The 20586-nt window shown below is 34.6% G+C and carries 28 protein-coding genes; 7 read left to right on the top strand and 21 right to left on the bottom strand.

Annotated elements, in window-relative coordinates:
• Window positions 1–44: 44 nt before the first annotated feature.
• The 4 genes from CHHT_RS08710 to CHHT_RS08725 are packed head-to-tail and all read right to left on the bottom strand — an operon-like array spanning window position 45 to window position 2417.
• Entirely contained in the window at window positions 45–755 is a 711-nt protein-coding gene (locus CHHT_RS08710) for a glucosaminidase domain-containing protein (RefSeq protein ID WP_034961639.1), read from the bottom strand.
• Window positions 736–1476 (bottom strand): diaminopimelate epimerase, encoded by a 741-nt coding sequence (gene dapF, locus CHHT_RS08715; RefSeq protein WP_034961636.1) that lies wholly within the window; start codon window positions 1474–1476, stop codon window positions 736–738. The genes CHHT_RS08710 and dapF overlap by 20 nt, the downstream gene beginning before the upstream one ends.
• Window positions 1457–2071: a dephospho-CoA kinase gene (coaE, locus tag CHHT_RS08720; protein WP_034961634.1), complete on the bottom strand. Its 615-nt coding sequence runs from the start codon at window positions 2069–2071 to the stop codon at window positions 1457–1459. The genes dapF and coaE overlap by 20 nt, the downstream gene beginning before the upstream one ends.
• Entirely contained in the window at window positions 2061–2417 is a 357-nt protein-coding gene (locus CHHT_RS08725) for a Rid family detoxifying hydrolase (protein WP_034961632.1), read from the bottom strand. The genes coaE and CHHT_RS08725 overlap by 11 nt, the downstream gene beginning before the upstream one ends.
• Before the next feature lie 87 nt (window positions 2418–2504).
• Between CHHT_RS08725 and purM the strand changes: the two genes are divergently transcribed.
• On the top strand, window positions 2505–3488 hold the full coding sequence (gene purM / locus CHHT_RS08730; protein WP_064019928.1) for a phosphoribosylformylglycinamidine cyclo-ligase: 984 nt from the start codon (window positions 2505–2507) through the stop codon (window positions 3486–3488).
• A gap of 158 nt (window positions 3489–3646) precedes the next feature.
• Here purM and CHHT_RS08735 read toward each other — a convergent pair whose 3' ends face one another.
• The 9 genes from CHHT_RS08735 to CHHT_RS08775 form a co-directional block, all read right to left on the bottom strand.
• Entirely contained in the window at window positions 3647–4825 is a 1179-nt protein-coding gene (locus CHHT_RS08735) for a replication-associated recombination protein A (protein WP_034961627.1), read from the bottom strand.
• Window positions 4809–5717 (bottom strand): DMT family transporter, encoded by a 909-nt coding sequence (locus CHHT_RS08740; RefSeq protein ID WP_034961625.1) that lies wholly within the window; start codon window positions 5715–5717, stop codon window positions 4809–4811. Before CHHT_RS08740 ends, CHHT_RS08735 begins: the two co-directional genes overlap by 17 nt.
• 49 nt (window positions 5718–5766) lie before the next feature.
• A complete protein-coding gene (tpx, locus tag CHHT_RS08745) occupies window positions 5767–6297 on the bottom strand; it encodes a thiol peroxidase (RefSeq protein WP_034961622.1) in 531 nt (176 codons plus the stop codon).
• 105 nt (window positions 6298–6402) lie between these two features.
• Window positions 6403–6837, bottom strand: coding sequence for an RDD family protein (locus CHHT_RS08750; protein ID WP_305954510.1), 435 nt, complete (start codon window positions 6835–6837; stop codon window positions 6403–6405).
• A 21-nt stretch (window positions 6838–6858) separates the two neighbouring features.
• Window positions 6859–7467 (bottom strand): orotate phosphoribosyltransferase, encoded by a 609-nt coding sequence (pyrE, locus tag CHHT_RS08755; RefSeq protein WP_034961620.1) that lies wholly within the window; start codon window positions 7465–7467, stop codon window positions 6859–6861.
• A 2-nt stretch (window positions 7468–7469) separates the two neighbouring features.
• Window positions 7470–8027 (bottom strand): ribosome recycling factor, encoded by a 558-nt coding sequence (gene frr, locus CHHT_RS08760; RefSeq protein WP_034961617.1) that lies wholly within the window; start codon window positions 8025–8027, stop codon window positions 7470–7472.
• A 2-nt stretch (window positions 8028–8029) separates the two neighbouring features.
• Window positions 8030–8977, bottom strand: a complete 948-nt coding sequence (locus tag CHHT_RS08765) for a polysaccharide deacetylase family protein (RefSeq protein WP_034961614.1) — start codon at window positions 8975–8977, stop codon at window positions 8030–8032.
• Complete coding sequence (gene secG / locus CHHT_RS08770) at window positions 8977–9273, bottom strand: preprotein translocase subunit SecG (protein ID WP_370510348.1); 297 nt, start codon at window positions 9271–9273, stop codon at window positions 8977–8979. Before secG ends, CHHT_RS08765 begins: the two co-directional genes overlap by 1 nt.
• A gap of 128 nt (window positions 9274–9401) precedes the next feature.
• Window positions 9402–10082 carry a Bax inhibitor-1/YccA family protein gene (locus CHHT_RS08775; protein ID WP_034961609.1) on the bottom strand — a complete coding sequence of 227 codons (681 nt, stop codon included), beginning with the start codon at window positions 10080–10082 and terminating at the stop codon, window positions 9402–9404.
• A 289-nt stretch (window positions 10083–10371) separates the two neighbouring features.
• Between CHHT_RS08775 and CHHT_RS09070 the strand changes: the two genes are divergently transcribed.
• The 5 genes from CHHT_RS09070 to CHHT_RS08795 are packed head-to-tail and all read left to right on the top strand — an operon-like array spanning window position 10372 to window position 12933.
• Window positions 10372–10542: a hypothetical protein gene (locus CHHT_RS09070; RefSeq protein WP_197736257.1), complete on the top strand. Its 171-nt coding sequence runs from the start codon at window positions 10372–10374 to the stop codon at window positions 10540–10542.
• A 17-nt stretch (window positions 10543–10559) separates the two neighbouring features.
• Window positions 10560–10940: an NAD(P)H-dependent oxidoreductase gene (locus tag CHHT_RS08780; protein WP_197736258.1), complete on the top strand. Its 381-nt coding sequence runs from the start codon at window positions 10560–10562 to the stop codon at window positions 10938–10940.
• 31 nt (window positions 10941–10971) lie between these two features.
• Window positions 10972–11856, top strand: a complete 885-nt coding sequence (locus CHHT_RS08785) for a carboxymuconolactone decarboxylase family protein (protein ID WP_232051118.1) — start codon at window positions 10972–10974, stop codon at window positions 11854–11856.
• A gap of 9 nt (window positions 11857–11865) precedes the next feature.
• Window positions 11866–12360: a cupin domain-containing protein gene (locus CHHT_RS08790; protein ID WP_051663705.1), complete on the top strand. Its 495-nt coding sequence runs from the start codon at window positions 11866–11868 to the stop codon at window positions 12358–12360.
• A gap of 9 nt (window positions 12361–12369) precedes the next feature.
• Window positions 12370–12933: an NAD(P)H-dependent oxidoreductase gene (locus tag CHHT_RS08795; RefSeq protein ID WP_081047197.1), complete on the top strand. Its 564-nt coding sequence runs from the start codon at window positions 12370–12372 to the stop codon at window positions 12931–12933.
• A 463-nt stretch (window positions 12934–13396) separates the two neighbouring features.
• Here the strand turns inward: CHHT_RS08795 and CHHT_RS08800 are convergent, their stop codons facing one another.
• From CHHT_RS08800 to CHHT_RS09345, 8 genes are all read right to left on the bottom strand, one after another.
• On the bottom strand, window positions 13397–13627 hold the full coding sequence (locus tag CHHT_RS08800; RefSeq protein WP_034961604.1) for a hypothetical protein: 231 nt from the start codon (window positions 13625–13627) through the stop codon (window positions 13397–13399).
• Between the two features lie 115 nt (window positions 13628–13742).
• Entirely contained in the window at window positions 13743–13901 is a 159-nt protein-coding gene (locus CHHT_RS08805) for a hypothetical protein (RefSeq protein WP_159428481.1), read from the bottom strand.
• Between the two features lie 133 nt (window positions 13902–14034).
• A complete protein-coding gene (locus tag CHHT_RS08810) occupies window positions 14035–16368 on the bottom strand; it encodes a putative barnase/colicin E5 family endoribonuclease (protein ID WP_172506196.1) in 2334 nt (777 codons plus the stop codon).
• 695 nt (window positions 16369–17063) lie between these two features.
• Entirely contained in the window at window positions 17064–17606 is a 543-nt protein-coding gene (locus CHHT_RS08815; protein ID WP_051663759.1) for a hypothetical protein, read from the bottom strand.
• Window positions 17607–17763: 157 nt separating this feature from the next.
• On the bottom strand, window positions 17764–18162 hold the full coding sequence (locus tag CHHT_RS08820; RefSeq protein ID WP_034962874.1) for a hypothetical protein: 399 nt from the start codon (window positions 18160–18162) through the stop codon (window positions 17764–17766).
• Between the two features lie 30 nt (window positions 18163–18192).
• Entirely contained in the window at window positions 18193–18828 is a 636-nt protein-coding gene (locus CHHT_RS08825) for a tyrosine-type recombinase/integrase (RefSeq protein WP_083427827.1), read from the bottom strand.
• A complete protein-coding gene (locus CHHT_RS08830; protein WP_051663761.1) occupies window positions 18777–19037 on the bottom strand; it encodes a hypothetical protein in 261 nt (86 codons plus the stop codon). The genes CHHT_RS08825 and CHHT_RS08830 overlap by 52 nt, the downstream gene beginning before the upstream one ends.
• A gap of 121 nt (window positions 19038–19158) precedes the next feature.
• A complete protein-coding gene (locus CHHT_RS09345; RefSeq protein ID WP_082864121.1) occupies window positions 19159–19467 on the bottom strand; it encodes an Arm DNA-binding domain-containing protein in 309 nt (102 codons plus the stop codon).
• Between the two features lie 882 nt (window positions 19468–20349).
• Between CHHT_RS09345 and CHHT_RS08840 the strand changes: the two genes are divergently transcribed.
• Complete coding sequence (locus CHHT_RS08840; protein WP_115600646.1) at window positions 20350–20586, top strand: helix-turn-helix transcriptional regulator; 237 nt, start codon at window positions 20350–20352, stop codon at window positions 20584–20586.

Genomic DNA, 20586 nt, shown 5'->3' on the forward strand with positions numbered 1-20586 from the left:
GAATTGATTAGATTTATGAATGAATTTTGAAGTAGCCAAGCGATTTAAATTCTATCAAATTTAGTTAGGTCGTAAAGCTTTATGGTTTTTTCGAGTTGTTTTACATAAATTTCGCCCATTTGAGAGTATGATTCCATAGTTTTTGCAGCGTCAAGCCCAGTGTATATGAGATCATCTTTACGAAATTTAAGTCTGATCTCACGAAACTTTGAGTATGCTGGATGCGAGTTTAAATTTAGCACATATGCATCAACAGCTGCACTTGGGCTATCAAAGATCTTTATCTTGTGTGTTTTGTTTTCATCTCTATTTAGTGGTACGAGTCCTTTGCCGCCCCAAGTCCAGTGCCCATAAAAGTTATTTGCTTCTTTAGCAAAACGGCTCTTTCCCCAGCCACTCTCGACTGCTGCTTGAGCGATAGCGAGTGAAACGGGAATGGCGTCTAGTTTGCTTATGTATTCGTTTGGATCAAAGATTTTTTGGATTTTATAAGTCTTAGCTATGCTAAGGAGTTTATCTAAATTTGATAAATCCAAATCCCTAAATGATTTTTTATATATCAAATTTAGATAATTTAGGGCAAATTCCCTACTGCGTAAAGTATTTTGGTTGGAGTCTTGAACCATTTGGCTGATGATCTTTGGAAACTCCTCTTTTTGTTCTTTTATGCTCAGTTTATAGTAGCTCTGTTCAAGTCCACCAAAAAGCTCACAGGCTACTAAAATGAGCAAAAATTTAATAAATCGTCGTATCAAAACAGTGCTTTACCATTCCTTTAAAATAGATAATATCATCATCAAATCTAAGCCAAAGATCTTCGCCGCTTTTTGGATTTACTTTTAGACCCCTACCAAATATTTTGGTATCAAATCCGGCATAAAAAGAAGCCGCCATACCTGTGCCACAGGCGTTTGTTTCATTTTCTACACCGCGCTCAAAAGTCCTAACTTTCAAGCTTTCACTCTCAAATTTAGCGAAATTTACGTTGGCGTTATATTTTTTTCTCATATTAGCACAGATTTGTAAATCAAACTTATCTAAATTTGTAACAAAGGTTACTAAATGAGGAACACCAGTATCATAAAAATGCCACTTAAAACCACCTTCTATAAAAGGCTCTTTTAGTTTTTTTGGACTAGTTAATGCGACTTCGACTAAATCCTTTTCTATGCTTGCTTTTATGACGCCAGCTCCAGTTAGAAATCTACATTCATCATCGCAAAGTCCGTTATTTTTCGCATAAAGCACAGCTGCCCTTGAACCGTTTCCGCACATCTTTGCACCGCTACCGTCACTGTTGTAAAACTCCCATTTAAAATCATTTTTATCATCGGGCAAAAGCACGATAAGACCATCTGCCCCAACTCCGCTAAAACGATCACAAAGCCTCCTAGCTAGCAAGCTTCTGTCTTTGCCTATAAATGTATGAAAAATCACGAAATCATTTCCGCTGGCATTATATTTTGAGAGTTGCATATCTTTCCTTTAGTTCTCTTATAAAATTATCCACTTCTAAATTTAAATTTTTTAAATCTTTATCGTTGTTAATGATGAAATTTGCTTTTTGCTTTTTAAGCTCGATGTCAAGCTGGCACTCTAGCCTTTGCAAAGCCTCTTTTTTGCTAAGTTTATCACGACTCATAACTCTATTTATTAGCGTATTTTTTGGCGCATAAACTAACAAAACATTGCTAAAATCGTAGCCTTGTTTTTCAAAAAAAAGCGGTATATCTACAAAATAAGGCAAACCTTTGATCTCTAAATTTAGAGCTTCTTTGTAAATTTTATCTCTTATGAGCGGATGAAGGATATCTTCTAAAAGCTTTAGTTTTGACTTATCGCCAAAAACCAAAGCTCCTAACTTTTTGCGATCGACTTTAGATCCACAAACAAACTCTTTACCAAATGTTTGCTCTATGGTTAGTACATTTTCATCAAGTATTTGATGTGAAATTTGATCCGCATCAATCACGCTAAAACCGTAAAGTTTTAGTAAATTTATGACCGTACTTTTTCCTGAGCCTATACATCCAGTTATAACATAAGCGTTAGTAAATTTGTTAGCTTTTATGAGCGATTACCTCAACTTCAAGCTTTACACCTTTTGGCAAGTCTTTTACCGCTACGGCGCTTCTTGCTGGGTAAGGCTTCTCAAAATAAGTAGCGTATATCTCATTTACAGCGCTAAAATCATTTATATCGCTTAAAAATACGGTAGTTTTAACAACGTTTTTATAGCTTAAGCCAACTTCATTTAGTAGTCCGCCGACATTTTTCAAAGCCTGATGAGCTTGAGCTTCAAGGCTTGCAGGAATCTCATTTGTAGCTGGATCTATAGGGATTTGACCTGAACAAAAAACAAGATCTCCTACTACTCTATACGCACTATATGGCCCGATCGCCGCTGGGTAATTCATCTATCTTCCTTTGGTTTAATAACTTTTATTTTAATAGATTGTAAGTTAAATTTAGATAAAATCGCTCAAATTTTTTAAAGGCAAGGTATGATAAGTTATAAAGAAGCCGGTGTCGATATAGACGCTGGAAATAGTTTTGTTGAGCAGATAAAACCATTTGTAAAATCAACTATGACTCCAAATGTTATCGGCGGTATAGGCTCATTTAGTGGAGCTTTTAGACTTCCTAGCGGATACAAAAAACCTGCTTTATTAGCCGCGACTGATGGAGTGGGAACAAAGCTTCGCCTAGCCATAGATACAAATAAACTTGATACTATAGGACAAGATCTAGTAGCGATGTGTGTAAATGATCTCATCTGCAACTTTGCAACCCCTATGTTCTTTTTGGACTATTACGCTACGGCTAAACTCGACGTACAAAGTGCAAAAAGAGTCGTAAAAGGCATAAGCGACGGCTGCAAACTTGCACGTTGCGCCCTTATAGGCGGTGAGACTGCTGAAATGCCAAGTATGTATGAGGGTAAAGACTTCGACCTAGCCGGCTTTGCAGTAGGTATAGCCGAAGAAGACGAGATAGATAGAACCAAATTTGTGGGAAATGGCGATATCTTAGTAGCATTGCCTAGTAGTGGACTTCACTCAAACGGTTACTCACTAGCCCGCGCAGTGATAGCAAAAACAGGGCTTAAATTTGATGATAAATTTGCAGATACGACTCTTATAGACGCACTTCTTGCTCCTACAAAAATATATGTCGAAACGTTTTTAAATTTAAAAGATAAGATCAGCGCGCTTGCACACATAACAGGTGGTGGCTTGGTAGAAAACTTACCGCGCGTATTTCCAGATGGTCTTGGCGCAAAGATAGAAAGAAACGCCATAAAAACGCCTGAGATCTTTAAACTAATAGCTAAAAACGTAGAACAAAGTGAAATGGATAGGACATTTAACTGCGGCGTAGGCATGGTCTTAGTCGTACCAAAACAAAATGTTGATTTAGTGCTAAGTGCGAGCGATGGTTACGTGATCGGTGAAGTCGTGAAACAAAGCGGCGTACAGCTATGCTAAACATAAAGAAGTCATACTTGTATTTATGACTAAAATGCGCTCGTTTGAAATAAATAAATGGGCGCTACACTACATTTATACAAATCAAACTTGCCTTTTCTTTTGCTATTTGATTAGAGATTTTAAACTTCAAAACTCTTAAAAGCTAGATATAAAGTTCATTTGGATTTGATCTTTTGTAACCACTCGTCCATCGTCTTTTCAAAACCAACTCCGCCGCTCTCGTAGAATTTAAGCTTTTTACTCATATAATCTTGCTCCACCCAGCCTCCAAAATCATGTGGATAGAGATAATCTTTCTTTTGTGGATCACTGTTTATGAGATATTTTGGAATTTGTAGCGGTTCATTTTGCTTGACGTAGTTTAGCGCATCGTTTATGGCTTTATAGCTTGAGTTTGACTTTGGCGAACTTGCTAGATATACCGCGCATTGGGCGAGCAAAATCCGCGCTTCTGGATAACCTATCTTACTAACTGCTAACATTGTGTTAGTTGCTAAATTTAAAGCGTTTGGATTTGCATTCCCTATATCTTCACTAGAAAATATCACTAAACGTCTGGCTATAAAAGCCGGATCTTCGCCACCGTTTATAAGCCTTGCTAGATAGTATAAACTCGCGTCTATATCGCTTCCTCTAAGGCTTTTTATCATAGCGCTTGTTAACTCATAATGAGTGTCGCTGCTACTAGCGCCTTCGACTTGACTTTGTGATCTAAGAACGACTAACGTATCTAAACTAACATTATTTTCTATAGTTAGCGCAAAATCAAGCAAATTTAAAAAACTTCGCCCATCGCCTGAACTACTGCTTATAAGATAATTTATCGCTTCATCAGATATCTCAAATTTAAGTTCGTTTTGAACTAACGCCAAAAGCTTTGTTAGATCATCTCTACTTAATGGCTTAAACTCAAATATCATCATACGTGAGCGAATTCCACTACTAACTACGAATTTTGGATTTTCTGTAGTAGCACCCATTATTATGCATTTTGCCGTTTCCATCGGTATAAGAAGTGTTTCTTGTTGAGTTTTACTAAGACGGTGAAATTCGTCTATAAAAATAAGCGGTTTATACAAACTCCCATCAAATTTAGCTATGATCTTTCGTATATCTTCACTCTTTAAATTTGCGCCATCAAGCTCGAAAAATTCATACTGCATCTCTTTAGCTATGACTTTTGCCATAGTAGTCTTTCCACATCCAGCACTACCGAAAAATAAGCTGTGAGGAATTTTACCAGCTTTTATAAATTTAGAAAAAACTTCCACTATTTCTTTTTGTCCTACTACGGAACTTAAATTTTTCGGTCGAAATTTAGCAGCTAGATCCATACTGGTCCTTTTTTGATAGCAAAATAACGCAAAGCATAATAAACGCAAATCCAACGTAATCCAAAAAAACGAAGCTAGTTCCTAACCAAACAAAGCTAAAAAATGCAGCTGCGACTGGCTCTATACAAGCTATCAAACTAGCTTTCGAAGCACCTATAATGCCAACTCCAGTCATATAAAAGCTAAACGCCATCACAGTTCCAAATAAAATCACTCCACTAACTGCAAGGTATCCTCCAAGATCCCTAACACCATCAAGCTCCCAAACGCGCATATAAAGACTAAGAACCACTCCGCCTATGATGAGTCCCCAACCAAGTATCAAAGATATAGGAAAGTTTTTATTTAAAGTTTTTGGCGCGAGGTTATAGACCACTACACATAGAGCGCTTATAAAGCAGAATAGTAAAGCCTTTTGACTGATAACGAGTTTTTCAAAACTTCCGTGAGTAGCTAGCAAAAATACTCCAAAAATAGCCAAACTAAGCGCAACTAGCTCTTTTGAGTGCGGCAATCTTTTCTCTATGATACAAACGATCGCTAGTATAAAAACAGGGGCTGTGTACTGGATAACTGTCGCAACAGCTGCATTTGATAACTCAATAGAATAAAAGTAACTATACTGAGTAAGCATAAGTCCGATTATAGCATAGACCAAAATTTGAGGTATGTTTTTTAAATTTTTAAACGGAAGAAAGATAATTTTTGGATTTTTTATGATATAAACCGAAAGCAAAATAATACCAGATATCAGCAGCCTATATGGAACTAACCAGTCCGAACTGATGCCTTTTTGTTCGAAAAGATATTGACCGCAAGCACCACTAAAACCCCACAAAATACCACCGAGAAGCGTAATGAAAACGCCAAAAAGATAGCTTCTATTTTTCATTACGCTATTATATCAGATTTTATAGTCTTTGACTGGTATCTAAAATTTATTAATGATGTCCGCAGCCACAACCACAGCTACTGCTCAAAGCCGCTATTATCGCTTCGTAATTCGGCTCAGTTGTAATCTCGCTAACTATCTCTTTATAGATCACTACGCCGTCTTTGTCTAGCACGAAAACAGCCCTAGCTAAAAGTCCAGCAAGCGGACTGTCTTTTAGTAAAAGTCCATAAGCTTTTGCAAATTTAGCACCTCTGAAATCGCTACCAACTTTTAAATTTTCTATACCTTCAGTCGCACAAAATCTTCCCATAGCAAACGGCAAGTCCATAGAGATAACATTTACACTAACTCCGTTTTTACCGGCAAGTTTCTCATTAAATTTTCTAGTTTCTGTTGCACAAACTCCAGTATCTAGTGAAGGTACGGCTATCAAAACTTGAAATTTTCCATTAGCTCCACCAACTTCAAAAGAAGAAAGATCTTTACCTACTACTTCTACCACCGGTGCTTTTTGTCCGACATTTACAGTATCTCCTTCTAAGCTTACAGGAGTTCCTTTGAAAGTTACGTTTGACATTTTTATCCTTTTTTTAAATTTTTATTATTATATCAAAATAGGATAAATCAACTCTTAATACTTAAATTTAACTTTTTAAGTAAAGCTAGCATTATGCGTTTAAATTTAAACGGCTTGTGCGTCTTTTTTAGATACGGGTATAGTACCGCTCAAGATATCGTGCAGATTTCTTTTGTCTTTTCTGAAAAAACAAAATAGAGATCCACCAAAAATAAACGTAGTAATAAAAAAGAAATATCGAAGCATATAAATGATAAATCCTGCTTTTTTACCGCTTAAATTTATTATATAAATATTTTGAGATCTATATCCTGGACTTTGAGCATTAAAAGTAAAAAATAGGCTTTGGATAGTACCAAAAACTACCCAAACACCAAATATGGCAAACTGGTTGTGTTGAAAATCGTTCTTGCCATCTAAAATAAAATACGTAGTCACGTACAAAAGCGGTACGGCTATGAGAAACATATCGACTATAAAAGCCTTTACACGGCTAATAATAAGCGCCGGTACGGCTTTTTGTTTTTGCATATTTTTCATTTAAATTTACTAAAATTCAAACTAATTGCCGCGACTTCCAGGTTTAATAGCCTTGCTTCCAGTTTTACAAAGAGGACAAGTACTAGGCTCATATATCTCAAACTCAAAATTTCCAAGAGCAAAAAGAGGCTTATCAAACGGCAATTTACAGCTAACTTTTGCTTCGTTATTTAAATTTGCAACTTTACAAAAACCGCGATTTGCAAGTGCAGCAAACCCAACAACCACACCGCCGTTTTCTTCTATGATCTTTGCACTTTCTAAAGCCGATCCGCCAGTCGTGATGATATCTTCGCAAATGATAAATCTCTCGCCTTTGCTGACATTAAAACCGCGTCTTAGACTCATGACTTTCTCAACCCTCTCAGTAAAGATAAATCTCTTTTTACCTGCACGTGCAAGCTCATAACCTGCTAAAATTCCGCCCAGTGCTGGAGAGCAAACGCTGTCAAACAAAACCCCAGCTTTTTCTATCACTCTAAAAAGCTCATCGGCTAATTTACCAGCCAAAATAGGATCCTCAAGCACCTTTGCGCTTTGGAGATAGTACTCTGAATGATTTCCACTACTTAGCAAAAAATGCCCTTTTAGATACGCCTTTGCATCACGATAAATTTCTTCTAAATTCATAATCAAACCTTTAAAAGCTCAGCCTCTTTTTCTTTAACGATCTGATCCACTTTTGCGATATAGCTATCTGTTATTTTTTGAACCTCGTCGTAACCTTTTTTTATCTCATCTTCACTTGCTAACTTGTCTTTTTCTATCTTTTTAACTTCGTCATTTGCGTCTTTTCTGATATTTCTTATGGCGACTTTCGCCTTTTCGCCCATAGATTTCGCCTCTTTTGCATTTTTTTGTCTATCTTCTGTAGTCATCGGAGGAAAAAATAACTTAACGCTTTCGCCATCATTGTTCGGATTGACGCCGATATTTGCAGCTTGTATAGAAGAAGCTATGGCTTTTAGCATACTTTTTTCCCAAGGAGTGATAGAGATAGTGCTAGCATCTGTAGTAAGGACTGTAGCAACTTGATTTAACGGTGTAGGACTGCCATAATAATCAACATAGATATGATCTACTATATTTATACTTACTTTACCGGTTCTAAGTGTGCCAAAATCACGTTTTAAAGCCTCTAATGCTTTATCGCAGTGAGCTTTTTGATCGTTATAAATTTCATTTAACATTTTTATTCCTTTACTATGAGTTGTGTTGCGGTTTTGTGTTTGTCTGTTATTATTATTCTAACTCGTCTTTTGTTTATCTTTTCAAAGATTTTTTCATCGATCATGCCGTTATTTACTTTTACTTTTCTAGTTCCAAGTCCGGTTACATATAAGTAAGTTTCGGTCGTATTTTCGTCTATTTTAGCCACTACTTTATCTAAGATATTGTTTTTTGGATATGCTAAAGGTAAGATAAAATCGGCTTTTAAAAATTTGCTTGATAACATAGCTTTTAAATTTGTTCCATTCATCGAGGGAATTCTATCTAAGTTCAAGAGATCCGCGTCTTCGTTTATGGCGCCAGAGTTTTGGTTAAATGCACCATCAAATTTATATTCTTTTGTCAATCTTTTAACATCAGCATCATACTCGCCGTATGGATAGCTAAAATATTTTGGTTTAAATCCTAGTTCATTTTCAAATACATTTATACCTTGCTCAAAGTCGTATTTAAGCTCTTCATCTCCTAAACTAGCCATATTGTGATGAGAATAACTATGATAAGCCACCGATGCACCAGGATATTTTTGTATCTCTTTTATATCTTCAAAGGTCAAAAAATCACCGTATTTTTTAGCCGAAGCTTCCACGTATATAAAAAGAGTAAAAGGATAGCCAAATTCCTTAAAGATCTCAAATCCATTTTTATAAAAGCTCTTGTATCCATCATCTATAGTAAGAGCTATCCAGTTATCAGGAACTGGTTTTTTATCTTTGACATATTCTACTAACTTATCTAAAGGAACTATCTCATAACCTTTATCTTTGAAAAATTGAAACTGTTCGCGAAGATTTTGTGATGAAATATTTGTACTTGGATATCTGCTATCATCAAATCTATGATAAATGAGCACATGCCCATCAGCAAACATCCAGTGTACGAAAGTTAGTAAAAACAGTAACGACCGCATTATTTAGCTGGTGCAACCGGTGCTGCTGGAGCCTCTGTTGTAGCTGGTGCTGGTACTATGGATTCTTTAAACTCATCAGTATTTACAACTGAATTTCTTAAGCTTTGGTTATAAGTATAGCCAAGAGCCAATGTGTTTAATATAAACAATAACCCCATAAAAAATGTAAATTTTGCTAGAAATCCCGCAGGACCTTTTGCGCCAAATAGACTTTCATTGCTTCCGCTATATGCGCCAAGACCGATCGAAGAACTTTTTTGAAGTAAAATAGCTATTGTTATGATAACGGCTAGCATAAATTGTAGAACTAATAAAACTGAACTCACAAATATCCTTTTAGTAGATTATTAACTCATGATTATAGCAGTAAATATATAAAATTTAGTTAAAAAGTGCCGCTGTTAAAAAGCGACACTTTGAAAAACTACTCGTTTTTACTAAATATGCCAAGAAGTTGAAGTAGTGAAATAAATAAATTTAGTATATCAAGATACAAAGCAACCGCCGCTAAAACAGGACTATCATATCCACCGCGAATTATCATTTGAGTATCATAAAGTATGTATGCGCTAAAAAGTATAGCTCCGATAGCCGCTACAACAGTTGCTAAAATAGCACTTTGGAAAAATAAATTTAGTAAGCTTGCAACCACTATAACTATCAAAGTTATAAATAGCATTTTGCCCATAGCCGAAAAGTCTTTTTTTGTGTTAAACGCAAAAACAGTTAAACCACCAAAAGCAACGCTAGTCATCAAAAATGCTTGAGTGATGATGTGTCCCATACCAGCGCCGATATAAGTATTTAGCACAGGACCAAGAGTAAGACCGCTTACAAACGTAAATCCAAAAAGCATTACCAAAGCCAAAGTAGGATTTTTCCTAGAAAACATAAGTCCAAAAAGTAGTGCAAACTCTACTATAAGAAGCATCCAGCTAAATGACTTAACATAATCAACACCGATATAAGCTCCCGCAGTTGCTGCTAAAAGTGATGCGGTAAGAAGTTTATAAGTCTGTTTTACGAATTCAGCTCTAGCAGTTTGAACACTGCTTGATTCTTCTACGCCAACATCTTGAGTATAATTTCTGTCATATAAACTCATTTTGTCTCCTTTTAAATTTTTGGCGAGTTTATCCAAAAATGATAAATATATAATAAATTTTGTTTTATGTTTATAAAACACAAAATTTAAAAAATAATTCACTATATAAATTTAAAAAATTTAGCAAATACTCTTGACATACACCTACTGTTATGCTTTATAATTTTTCAAAATAGCAAAGGGAAAAAATGAATCATCGCAGAAACTTCATCAAAAAAACAGCGACTTTAGGTGCTTTTATAAGCTTTGGAGGTATAAACTCACTTTTTGCAAACAAAAGGATCCATCTATGCAACAAAAAGTTTTGATCGTTTCAGGACATACAAATTTACAAGGCGATTCAGTAGCAAATAAAAATATCATAGCAAATTTAAAAGAGTTGTTGCCCTCATCTACCATAATAGATTTGGGAAGTATGGATTATAAATTTGACGTAAAAAAGAACAGCAACTACTTTTAGATCACGATATTATCGTTATGCAATTTCCACTATTTTGGTATTCGTGGCCCTCAGCTATGCAAAAATGGGTAGAGGACATCTTTACTCACGGCTTTTCTCACGGAAGCACCGGAAATAAACTAAAAGGAAAAAAGATTTTATTTTCTCTTACGACTGGAGCAAGTGAAGAAGCATATAGCAAAAACGGATTTATGAAACATGAAATAGGCGAATTTCTATACCCGATGGACGCTGTGGCAAATTTAGCTCAAATGCAAAATTTAGGTTTTGTCTGTACATATGGAGTTAGTTACTCTATGCGCTCATCTAAAAAAGATGAAATTCAAAGAAAAGCAAATGAACACGCCAAACGCGTAGTAGAAGCTCTACGATCATTTGAGCTTACTCGAAACGTCTAGCAAATTTAAATAAATTTATAAAGGAGAACGGATGCAAAGTCGCAGAAATTTTATGAAAAATGGAGCTATTATCGCAGCTGGTGGTATGGCGCTTGGTGCAGATACACTAAATGCAGCACAAAATACAGGAGCACAAATGAAAACAGATACTATACGAAATCTCACCCCAAAAGCTAAAGAAAACTTTATCGCTTTTTTAAAAACCACAGAACTGCCGGTTGGATACAGTGATCCAGAATTTATAAGCAATTATATAAATTTCGCTTTTGATGAGAGTTTAGAAAAATCAGGCATAGATCATAAAACCGCGGTTTTGATCATTATGGCTAGCTTGGTGGCTTGTGGTGGAGAAAATGAGTACGAACATATGGTAAATGCAGCTTTAAACTTAGGAGTAGATACAGTAAGCATAAAAGAGACCTTATACCACACTACTCCTTATGCAGGCATAGGAAAAACAGCGCAATTTACCAGAGCGATGAATGCGGTCTTTACTAAAAGAGGTATAGATACAAAGCAAAAATCAGAGCAAACCGTCTCTAAAGACGATCGATACGAAAAAGGCTTACAAGCACAAATTGATATATTTGGCGAGAGAATGAGAAACTACAAAGACTCATATACTCCAGACACTAGACATTTTGCCGACTTTCTAAGCGCTAATTGCTTTGGGGATTATTACACTAGAACCGGTTTGGATTTGAAATTTAGAGAACTACTTACGTTTGTGATACTAGCGAGTCTTGGTGGAGTGGAATCACAACTAAAAGCTCATATCACAGGAAATATAAGAGTAGGCAACGATAGAGCAAAACTCATATCAGTAGTCACACTTTTGGTGCCTTACATAGGCTATCCACGCTCACTAAATGCACTAAGTGCGATAAACGAAACCGCACCATATAAAGAAAAATAGGGAGATAAAATGAAAAAATTGCTATCAAGTTTAACCATCTTAACACTTTTAGGAGGAACGATTATGGCTGATGAGGCTAAAAATTTCAAACAACCTTTTGAGCTTGGAGAAATAAATCCATACAGTAAATTTTTTACCGGCACAACATATCTAAATAACTTAGACAATGGAAAAAGCGGTAGAAAAGTAAATATATCTAACGTAACTTTCGAGCCTTGCAGTCGCACAGACTGGCACTATCACACAGCAGGACAAGCTCTAGTAGTTACAGCAGGAAGCGGAATTTATAAAAGCGCTGGTAAAGTAGCTAGGATAATCGAACCAGGAGACATAGTCAAGATAGATCCAAATGAAAAACATTTTCACGCCGGCGGAGCTACTACGTGGATGGCTCATTTATCGATCATGGATGCTAAAGACAATAAAACAGTTTGGTTAGAAAAAGTAAGTGATGAAGAGTATAAGGCTGCTACTAAAGAAGCGACTAAACAGTCAAATGATTAAAGGATAGATATGAAAAAACTACTTTTAGGGCTTATGCTGATCTTTGGTGCTGCTTTTGGGGAAGATGCGCCGGTAAAAACACTCATCATCGCTTCTCATCCCTACAAAGAAACAAGCACGTTTTTTAAAGGACTTAAAGAAGCGGCGCAAACTGTCGGCAACGTGACTATTCGTGATTTGGAAGAAATTTATGGTTATGACACGCGATCTATCGACGGTGAAAAAGAGCGCCAGATCACACGCGAACATGAGCGGATCGTGTTTTTATTTCCGACTCACTGGTTTAACATCACACCTATGATGAAGGCCTATCTAAATGAAACGTGGGGAAGTGTCGGTCCAGGGCTATGGCAAGGCAAAGAAATGTTAGTAGTTTCTACGGCTGCTGGAGGAGCGTCTACATACGGTAAAAACGGACGTATAGGAATGGAATTAGCGGACGTATTTACACCTATGAAAGCAAGCGCACTACATTGTGGTATGACGTATCTACCGCCGCTTGTATTTCAAGGAGTGAGCCACTCGCAACTACCAAAATATCAAGAAGCATTTATAGAAAGGCTGAGTAAATAGCCAAAAAATCATAGATAGATGATACTTAATGGCATTTGGATTATTAAATTTATAGCCAAATACCATTTTGATATTCTATGAAAATTATCATTTATGAGATATTGGCTTGTATTATTAAAATATCACTTATATCTTGCTAAAATATTATGCTAATATAAAAACTAGCTTTAGTCTATTTCTTAAAGTTTGCTTTATCTAGCTTTCCCATTGATTTTCTTTGTAGATACCTAAAACAATTATTGTATCATCTTGAATTAAAAAAGGTATAACATAACCTTTAAAAATAAAATCCCTTATGTTGTCGTTATCGCTCGTAACTGATTTTCTAAATCTAAAAGGCATATTTGATAAATCTTTGCTTTTTACTAATAGCTCATTTTAAAAGCTCTAGTCCTTGCCTTGCTGTCTTGTGCGATAAATTTAAAAATAATGTGTAGCTCTGATTTAAAACGTTCGCTAAATTTTACCATTGTTCGCTTTCTTTGATTAGCTCTTCAGTAGAATAAAGCTTAACGGCGCCGTTTAACACTTCATCAACCCTATTTTTATAATCGGCTTTTAGCTCTGATAAGCTGTTATAACTCTTTGGCTGTGGCGCTTCATTCTTGATAATCTCTGCGTTGGGGTTGCACTTTACAAGCTCTAAAATGGCATTTATGAGTGTATCGTTGCCCTTTATTGTGATACTTTGCATTAGATGACCTTTTTTGCTTTTTATGTATAATATCGAAACAAAGTTAAAAAATGCTTTTATAGTATTTATGAGCTACTCCTAAACTATGTTAATATTTAAGTTGTTTTGCTTTAGCTTATTTTTTAGTTAGTTGTGGTATAGTTTTGGTATTAGCCGATGAAAAATGCTCTTTGCTGGTATTCATTTGCACCCCGAGCACTTGTTGCTTACGTTGAGATTTGGGTGTCTCAACCACCGGCTTATTATTCAAAATCTTTTTATCGGTTTCACTCATTTTTTATCGCTTGTTTTAGTAGCGATATACGCCATATTCGGATTTTTAAAACTATTACCGGCATAATCTTGATAGCCTATAAGCATTTTGATAGTATTGTAAATATCCCTTTTATTTTTAAACATTTTTTATATTAATTTTGTGGATATTTTGCTTTTGCTACTTTTTGCAGTAGTTCAGGGCTAAGCTCTTTATCATAAAGCTCATAGCTTATTTTCTTTATTACGCTATTTTTAGCCTCGTCGCTATCTAAGTCTTTTATTTTTGCAGTTATAATCTTCCTAAGTGTTGATTTTTGGTTTGCGTCTCCTTTTGTGCTTTTTATCAAATTTAGCATATTATGCGTGAAAGTAAAAAAATCATTATGCTTTGGGGCGTTTTTATGCTCAAACCCTTTAAAATTCCATTTGATTAAACTTGCTTTATCTAGTAATTCATTATTTAATCTCTTGCCGTTTAAAAGATTATATACTTCATTTAGAAGCTGTGGTTTTTTGATATTAGATAATGTGTCAGTATTCATAATGTTTTTATCTAGTATAGCTCTAAGCTTTTGAATTTGGCTACTACTTCCTTTTACGCTGTCTAAAATACTGTTAAATTTAGTATTAGCTTCTATACTAGCTATACCATCTATTAATTCACTATCCTTTTTTAATAAATACTCGTAAATATTATCATCACTATAACCAGCTTTTTTTAAAGCATCTATCTTATCTGATAAGGTGCTAACTTTAGCCTTATCTAGAGCAATTCCCATCTGTATTTTATCCATGCCAGATATCTTATTATTATCAAATAACGCTTCCTTTGCTTCTTGACTAAGATTGTCTACTATTTCACCATCTCTTACAAATGCAAATCTTCCACCGTTATCATAAAATTTAGTCGTTTGCTCTTCTGGTATAGATACTTTTTTATTGTCAATATAAACGCTAAAATCTTTATTTTTCTCACTACCATAAACTTTTAATGTCTTAACCTTAAAATCCCCGTCATCTGTGTATATTTCTTCTACGGTCTTCATTAGCTTAGTTAAGACGTTTGGCTCTTCTAAATTTGGCTTAGCTTCTTTTTGTTTAACGTTTTGTTGTGCTAATTGCCCCTTGCTTCCATTCTCTTTTTTGATTACTTCCGTTTTTACTACTTCATCTTGCGGTTTTATAGTAGTTTTAGTGTTTTGTGGTATAATACCGGTATTAGATAAAGTGTTAGAGTGTAGATTAGCCCCATCACTCTTAGCAATTTGGCTACTTGGTAGAAAATCTGAGCTAGGCACTTTATCTACTTTATACGCTGTAATAATCCAGTTATTATCCCCTTTATTATAAAAGCCCTTGCTAAGTCCAACCCTAAAATTATTATCCCCCTTTTTGTAAATAATAGTATTAATGCCGTTATCAGATACTATCTTGCCATTTTTTATAATCTCATTTAAGCCATTTGCCATTTTTTCTTGCGGTGTATCGCCGTAAAAACTAGCAAAGTCATTAAGGTGCTTAGCTTCTATCTTGCTAAGCCCATAACCCTTTATATCGCCATTTGCGGTTTTAGCTTCGCCCCAGACTAAGTCTATGTCGCCTAACTCTTTTCTCTCAAACGCTCCTGCGACTTGTCCTTGCCTTTCAACTAAGAGCTTTTTAATAGCATTTTTCCCGTCGTGGTAAAACTCTGCGTAATTTATGCCAAACTCTTTAATTGGGGTTATGTTATACTTAGCTTCGATATCTTTGCGATACTGAGCTAAATTTTCAGCTTCTTTTATGGTTTGGTTTGGTATAGTTTGAGTATTGGTGCGATTTTTAATAATTTCGCCCTCCACCCCATTATTTGGGCGAGTGGTCGCTGGTGCTGGCGTCCCAGCAATCGCACCATCTGTCCTACCCAAAAGTGCTTTAGCACCATTCGCCGTTGGCTCTGCGGTTTTACCGAAAGTGAGTTGTGTAGGAGTAGGCGACCCTACTGGGTAGGAATTTCTTTTTAATAATCTCTCATTTTCTTTTTTAGCATTACTTGAATATGTAGCGTGTCTTACTTGTAAATTATCGCTATTAAAATCCTTTTGAATGCCTATTTTACCTAATTTGCCATTTTCTAAAATACTGCCAATTAAAGCGATGTTTGGTTGATTGTTAGTATAAAAGAATGTAGGATTTTCTTTGACTGCTTTTATAAGCTTAAACACTTCGCTAGGCTTACTAAATAGCTCTTTGTGCTTTTCATATAAAAGCTCTAAATCTGCTATTATTTGCTTATTTGGATTAATACCAGCCAACTCTTTAAACCACTCATCTACGCTTATTTTTACACTTAAATCACTCTTTGGCTCTACTCCCTTATCACTCATTACAAATCCATCGCCTTTTATAGATTGATTAGCCAAATTTGCTTGATTTTCAGCTTCTATTTTGTTTGGTTGTGATATAGTTTGGGTATTATTCAAGATATTCTTATTAGTTTGGCTCATTTTTTTATTTTATTTCGTAAAATTAGCTTTTAAAACTCACTTTTACATCTCTAGCCCTGTCATTTTTGCAAGGGCTAGGACTGTCATTAATAAATTTAATTTAGTTCAGAATAGTTCGCAATATGTGTCCTTATTTATCTTTTTATCGGATGTGATGTAGTGTGAACTTGGGGAACTAGGTAAATGCTCAATGGTATCTTTTTATCTTTTAGTCATACCCTATAATCTTTCATTTATCTGTTTATTGGTTATGGCATATTGTAGGATTAGGCAAGTCTTGGGATAGATAAATTTATATGCATTACCAAACCCATTTCTTAAGCATAAGTTTACGCCTATGTTTTAGCTAGTATGTAATCCCATTGTTAGCGGTGTTTAGTACTAGCTTTAGTTGCTAAATTTAAACAAGCTGATTTTAAAAAATGAAATCGTCTGAAATCGATAGCTTATAGAAGTTTTATCTAATTCTTAGGTTTCTATTTTTTACAATTCTTATAGAATTAGGCAAGAGATTTTAACGAGCCATTCTTTCGGCTAGTTGATATTTTACTGGGTCAAATTTAAAGGCTTGATTTTGGTTTTGATTGATTTTTATTAGATTTTATCTTTTAACGTAGCTTGGCGTTTGTAATATGCGTCGCTGTAATTGATTGCTGGTTCTTTTGTTGCTAGGTTTAAAAATAAGCCGTAATCGTTCAAACTTTGGTAAATGTAAGCTCTAAGTGCTGTTTTCTGTTTAATTGTTCATTTTTAGCGTTTAAATGCGGTATGTTAATGGTTGCTTCGGCTCTGCAACATTCAAAATCTAAATTATTTTTAATTGTTTTGTTGTAGATACATATTTTTAAGATATTAGCTAAATTTGGCGTGTTTATATAAATTGTATTACCTTGATATTTTGTAGGTTGATAAATCTCGAAATACTCTTTTATTGCTTCGATATTGTAGGGCTTATAACTATCAAAGCATAAATCTAGGCTTGAGATGTTACCTACTAAATCTAAAAGTTCTGTGATAAGATTTTGGCTTGTGGCTTCGTGGTGGTATTGCTTTGAGCCGTAAATTATTAGCGTGGCTTTGTCTTTGTCTTTTTTGATGTGATTGAGGTAGTAAACTCGCTCGGTTGCTTTAGTAGTTAGATTTTTTAAAATATAAGCGTTAGCTAAATCTTCGCTTGATAGTCTTTGCTTTAGTTTTTGATAATTTGGGCTAAATTTAGCGACTTTGACAAACTTCAAACTATACCGTTTAACATGCCTTTTTAAGTGTCTTTATTTATTTTTAAGCTATTTAAGTAAGTTAAGCAATGCCATTTTAAGCCTTTAAATTTTGTCTTGCCATTATCTAACCTTTATTTTAATATTTTAGCCCCTTTTTTGTGGGGGGGGGGCTTGGTTATATTGATTGTCTTGCTACGCTGTCAATTTTAGTAAGGGCAAGATTTAATCTATTTAAAATAAAGTTAATGGTTAAAAACGATTTATTAGGGTCTTTTGAATATGCATCCATAAAGCCATTTTCGCTACTTTGTAGTAATTGGGCTAAATTTTGTTTTGTATCTTGAAGCATTTTAGGGCTTTTGCTTAATGCGTTCTTGCCGATTGTATAATCCACTATTTGGCTAATCTGGGCTTTTTGCGTATTAGCATTGTTTATAACTTCAACAAAATCGTAATATAAATCATACGCTAATTTTAAAAGTTGTGGATTTTCATCATTGGGGCTAATCTTATAAGCTTTTAAAAGCTCTGCGAAATCGCTTTTTATTTTTGCCTCGTCTATTGCTAAATTCATTTTTTATCCTTTGTGTTGAAATTGGTTTTATTAATTTTTATTATCTGTTATTAAGCTGTCTAAGTAGTCACTCCACCATTGCATTAATACGCCACGCTCGGCTAATCGCTCTGATTTATCATAGATAGTCTTTACAGTACTTCGCTCTCTATGGTCTAGGCAAAGCTCTATAACTTGGGGGCTTTGTTTGTGTATAGGTATGTTTTCGTTGGCTATGGTTGAAAATGTTTTTCTTAGTCCGTGAAACTTAGTAAAGTCGCCAAATCCTAACCTAATAATAGCTTTTGTTGGCGTTTCTGCGTTTAGTTGCTTATTGGCTCGGAAGTTGCTAGGAAATACAAAAGGGCTATTAATAAAATAATTAGCCTTTTTACTGTGTTCTAAAATAGCCATTGTTTGGTTTGTAAGTGGTAGTTTAAAGATTTGTTTTAATTTTACTGTTTGGGCTGGAAATGTGATAATATTTTTATCAAAGTCAATAAAATCCCATTTTAACGCCGTAAGCATTCCCACTCTTAAAGCTGTATGAATACCAAATAATAACGCTTGTTTTGTAACAAAATCGCCCTTATATCTAACAAAAGCTTCATAAAGTTCTGTAAGCTTTTTGGGGTCTATAATGGCTTTGTATTCGCATTTAACGTGACTTTTAAAGCTGTTTGGTATCTGATGTCATTAGCTGAGTTTTTATCAATGTAGGCTCTATTTAGTGCGAAATTTAAAATGCTTCTAATAACTCTAAAAAGGCGTTCGCTTCTATCGTGTGATAAATTATTATCCATTTCATACTGTTGGCGTTTATCGATAGTGCTTATTATTACGCTTCTATCAATTGTCTTAATATCTGTGCTAGGGTTTAGGAAATCAAATATCATCTTTATAAGCTTTTTGTGGTCGCTTACTGTCTTTGGGCTTAATCTATTATCATTTAGCTCTTTGCTTAACCAGCCATTGGCTACACTCTCAAGTGTTATTATTTGGCTTTGTGCGTGGGCGTTAGATAGATATATTGATTAGGTCGTGTCCCCTTTGTCTTAGTGTGGTGTATTCATAAGCCTTATTTCTTGCTTCGTGTAAGCTTATGGCTGGATAATGACCGGTAGTTATTCGTTTTTCTTTTTTATCGTTACCATAATAGCGATAAATAAATATTTTTGATACATTGCTAATTTTTATATAAAGACACTTAGTAGCACTATCGCCGACTAAAATAACTTTATTTTTTCTGTAGTGAGCTTTAAAGCTTTGATTTGTGGGTCTGTGTTGAATGTCGCTATTACCATTTTCCTCTGTTAAAATTGTGATTGTTGAAAAATCACAATAATAAACACAAAATCACTGTAATTTTTAGTAATTGAATGATAACGAATGAAAGCTTAATTTTTGTTAGATGATGATTTTAAGGTGTTTTGGAAGTATTTTGAAAATGATTGAAATTGGGTTTTGGTGGGTTAAGCTCACTCATTTAAAAGTCTTTAAATGTCTATTATATCGGCTTTTAAATGAATAACAATCCACACACTACATTATCCCAACTACACGATTAAGCTTTTGCTTTTGCTTAAAAAGACAAAATTGTAGCAAAAAGTGGTTTAAATGCCGATGAAATCGGAGTTTTTTAAGTTTTTTAGTTTTTTATTAGTTTTTTAATTTGGGTTAAAAAACTAAAAAACATCGTGGCATCGGTGTTTGAAGGCATTTTTTTGTTCAGTTTTTTAAGTTTTTTGACCCCTTAGTAGATAAGCAAACTTTAAGAATTCAAAAAAATGCTTATAAATGCCGATTTTATCGTTATTTGCTCGTATTTTTGCAAATTTTTTAAGGTTTGGAGCGTTTTTTACGTTTCCTTAAATTGTTACGCTATTTTTTAAACTCGCTTAAAATATAATAAAAGCATAAATAAGAAAAATACAATCTATTTAATTTATAATAAATACAAAAATAACAAAAAAGCTAAAAAAACAATAACATATAAATAATTTTTAAGCATTTATTAAGCTAAAAATTATTTATTTTTTAACATTGATTTTATTGCTAGGCTGTTTTCATCTGCTTTAAACATTGCATCCATTGCCCTTTTATACGCAAAAATTACTGCATAACAGCAAAGATTAATCTCATCTAAGCCAACATAGCATTTATAGACGCTTTCTAAGCGTTAAAACTAATTTTTAAAAGGATTAAATTATGTATATAACCGAAATTGAAAGTGGCGACTTTTTGACGCCTACACAGCTTAAAAGGCTACTTGGGCTTAGTATCCCTACACAAGCCAAGATGAGAGCTAGGCAAGGATGCTTTGCTAATGTGGCTCATCCACTGCCGTTTATCAAACTTGGGGCTAGGGTGCTTTATAGAAAAAATGCCATTGATGAGTGGATCAAGGCTAATGAAAATAGCGGTAAAAAAAAGGGGGGGGGATGA

The organism is Campylobacter hyointestinalis subsp. hyointestinalis (assembly GCF_013372145.1).
GTDB classification, from domain to species: domain Bacteria; phylum Campylobacterota; class Campylobacteria; order Campylobacterales; family Campylobacteraceae; genus Campylobacter; species Campylobacter hyointestinalis.

What these genes read in the sequence shown, in the direction of transcription:
- CHHT_RS08725 (WP_034961632.1), bottom strand. Translation starts at nt 2,417, where the DNA reads ATGAATTACCCAGCGGCGATCGGGCCATATAGTGCGTATAGAGTAGTA.
- CHHT_RS08735 (WP_034961627.1), bottom strand. Translation starts at nt 4,825, where the DNA reads ATGGATCTAGCTGCTAAATTTCGACCGAAAAATTTAAGTTCCGTAGTA.
- CHHT_RS08820 (WP_034962874.1), bottom strand. Translation starts at nt 18,162, where the DNA reads ATGAATTTAGCAATAGACGAGGCAAAAATAAAAAGCGATTTCGCAGAG.
- secG (WP_370510348.1), bottom strand. Translation starts at nt 9,273, where the DNA reads ATGCTAGCCGTTATCATAACAATAGCTATTTTACTTCAAAAAAGTTCT.
- CHHT_RS08775 (WP_034961609.1), bottom strand. Translation starts at nt 10,082, where the DNA reads ATGAGTTTATATGACAGAAATTATACTCAAGATGTTGGCGTAGAAGAA.
- CHHT_RS08830 (WP_051663761.1), bottom strand. Translation starts at nt 19,037, where the DNA reads ATGATATTTGATTTCCTAAACCCTAGCACAGATATTAAGACAATTGAT.
- CHHT_RS08800 (WP_034961604.1), bottom strand. Translation starts at nt 13,627, where the DNA reads ATGCAAAGTATCACAATAAAGGGCAACGATACACTCATAAATGCCATT.
- CHHT_RS08750 (WP_305954510.1), bottom strand. Translation starts at nt 6,837, where the DNA reads ATGAAAAATATGCAAAAACAAAAAGCCGTACCGGCGCTTATTATTAGC.
- frr (WP_034961617.1), bottom strand. Translation starts at nt 8,027, where the DNA reads ATGTTAAATGAAATTTATAACGATCAAAAAGCTCACTGCGATAAAGCA.
- purM (WP_064019928.1), top strand. Translation starts at nt 2,505, where the DNA reads ATGATAAGTTATAAAGAAGCCGGTGTCGATATAGACGCTGGAAATAGT.
- CHHT_RS08795 (WP_081047197.1), top strand. Translation starts at nt 12,370, where the DNA reads ATGAAAAAACTACTTTTAGGGCTTATGCTGATCTTTGGTGCTGCTTTT.
- CHHT_RS08780 (WP_197736258.1), top strand. Translation starts at nt 10,560, where the DNA reads ATGCAATTTCCACTATTTTGGTATTCGTGGCCCTCAGCTATGCAAAAA.
- CHHT_RS08765 (WP_034961614.1), bottom strand. Translation starts at nt 8,977, where the DNA reads ATGCGGTCGTTACTGTTTTTACTAACTTTCGTACACTGGATGTTTGCT.
- CHHT_RS08790 (WP_051663705.1), top strand. Translation starts at nt 11,866, where the DNA reads ATGAAAAAATTGCTATCAAGTTTAACCATCTTAACACTTTTAGGAGGA.
- pyrE (WP_034961620.1), bottom strand. Translation starts at nt 7,467, where the DNA reads ATGAATTTAGAAGAAATTTATCGTGATGCAAAGGCGTATCTAAAAGGG.
- CHHT_RS08740 (WP_034961625.1), bottom strand. Translation starts at nt 5,717, where the DNA reads ATGAAAAATAGAAGCTATCTTTTTGGCGTTTTCATTACGCTTCTCGGT.
- dapF (WP_034961636.1), bottom strand. Translation starts at nt 1,476, where the DNA reads ATGCAACTCTCAAAATATAATGCCAGCGGAAATGATTTCGTGATTTTT.
- CHHT_RS08785 (WP_232051118.1), top strand. Translation starts at nt 10,972, where the DNA reads ATGCAAAGTCGCAGAAATTTTATGAAAAATGGAGCTATTATCGCAGCT.
- CHHT_RS08840 (WP_115600646.1), top strand. Translation starts at nt 20,350, where the DNA reads ATGTATATAACCGAAATTGAAAGTGGCGACTTTTTGACGCCTACACAG.
- CHHT_RS08810 (WP_172506196.1), bottom strand. Translation starts at nt 16,368, where the DNA reads ATGAGCCAAACTAATAAGAATATCTTGAATAATACCCAAACTATATCA.
- CHHT_RS09070 (WP_197736257.1), top strand. Translation starts at nt 10,372, where the DNA reads ATGCAACAAAAAGTTTTGATCGTTTCAGGACATACAAATTTACAAGGC.
- CHHT_RS08805 (WP_159428481.1), bottom strand. Translation starts at nt 13,901, where the DNA reads ATGAGTGAAACCGATAAAAAGATTTTGAATAATAAGCCGGTGGTTGAG.
- tpx (WP_034961622.1), bottom strand. Translation starts at nt 6,297, where the DNA reads ATGTCAAACGTAACTTTCAAAGGAACTCCTGTAAGCTTAGAAGGAGAT.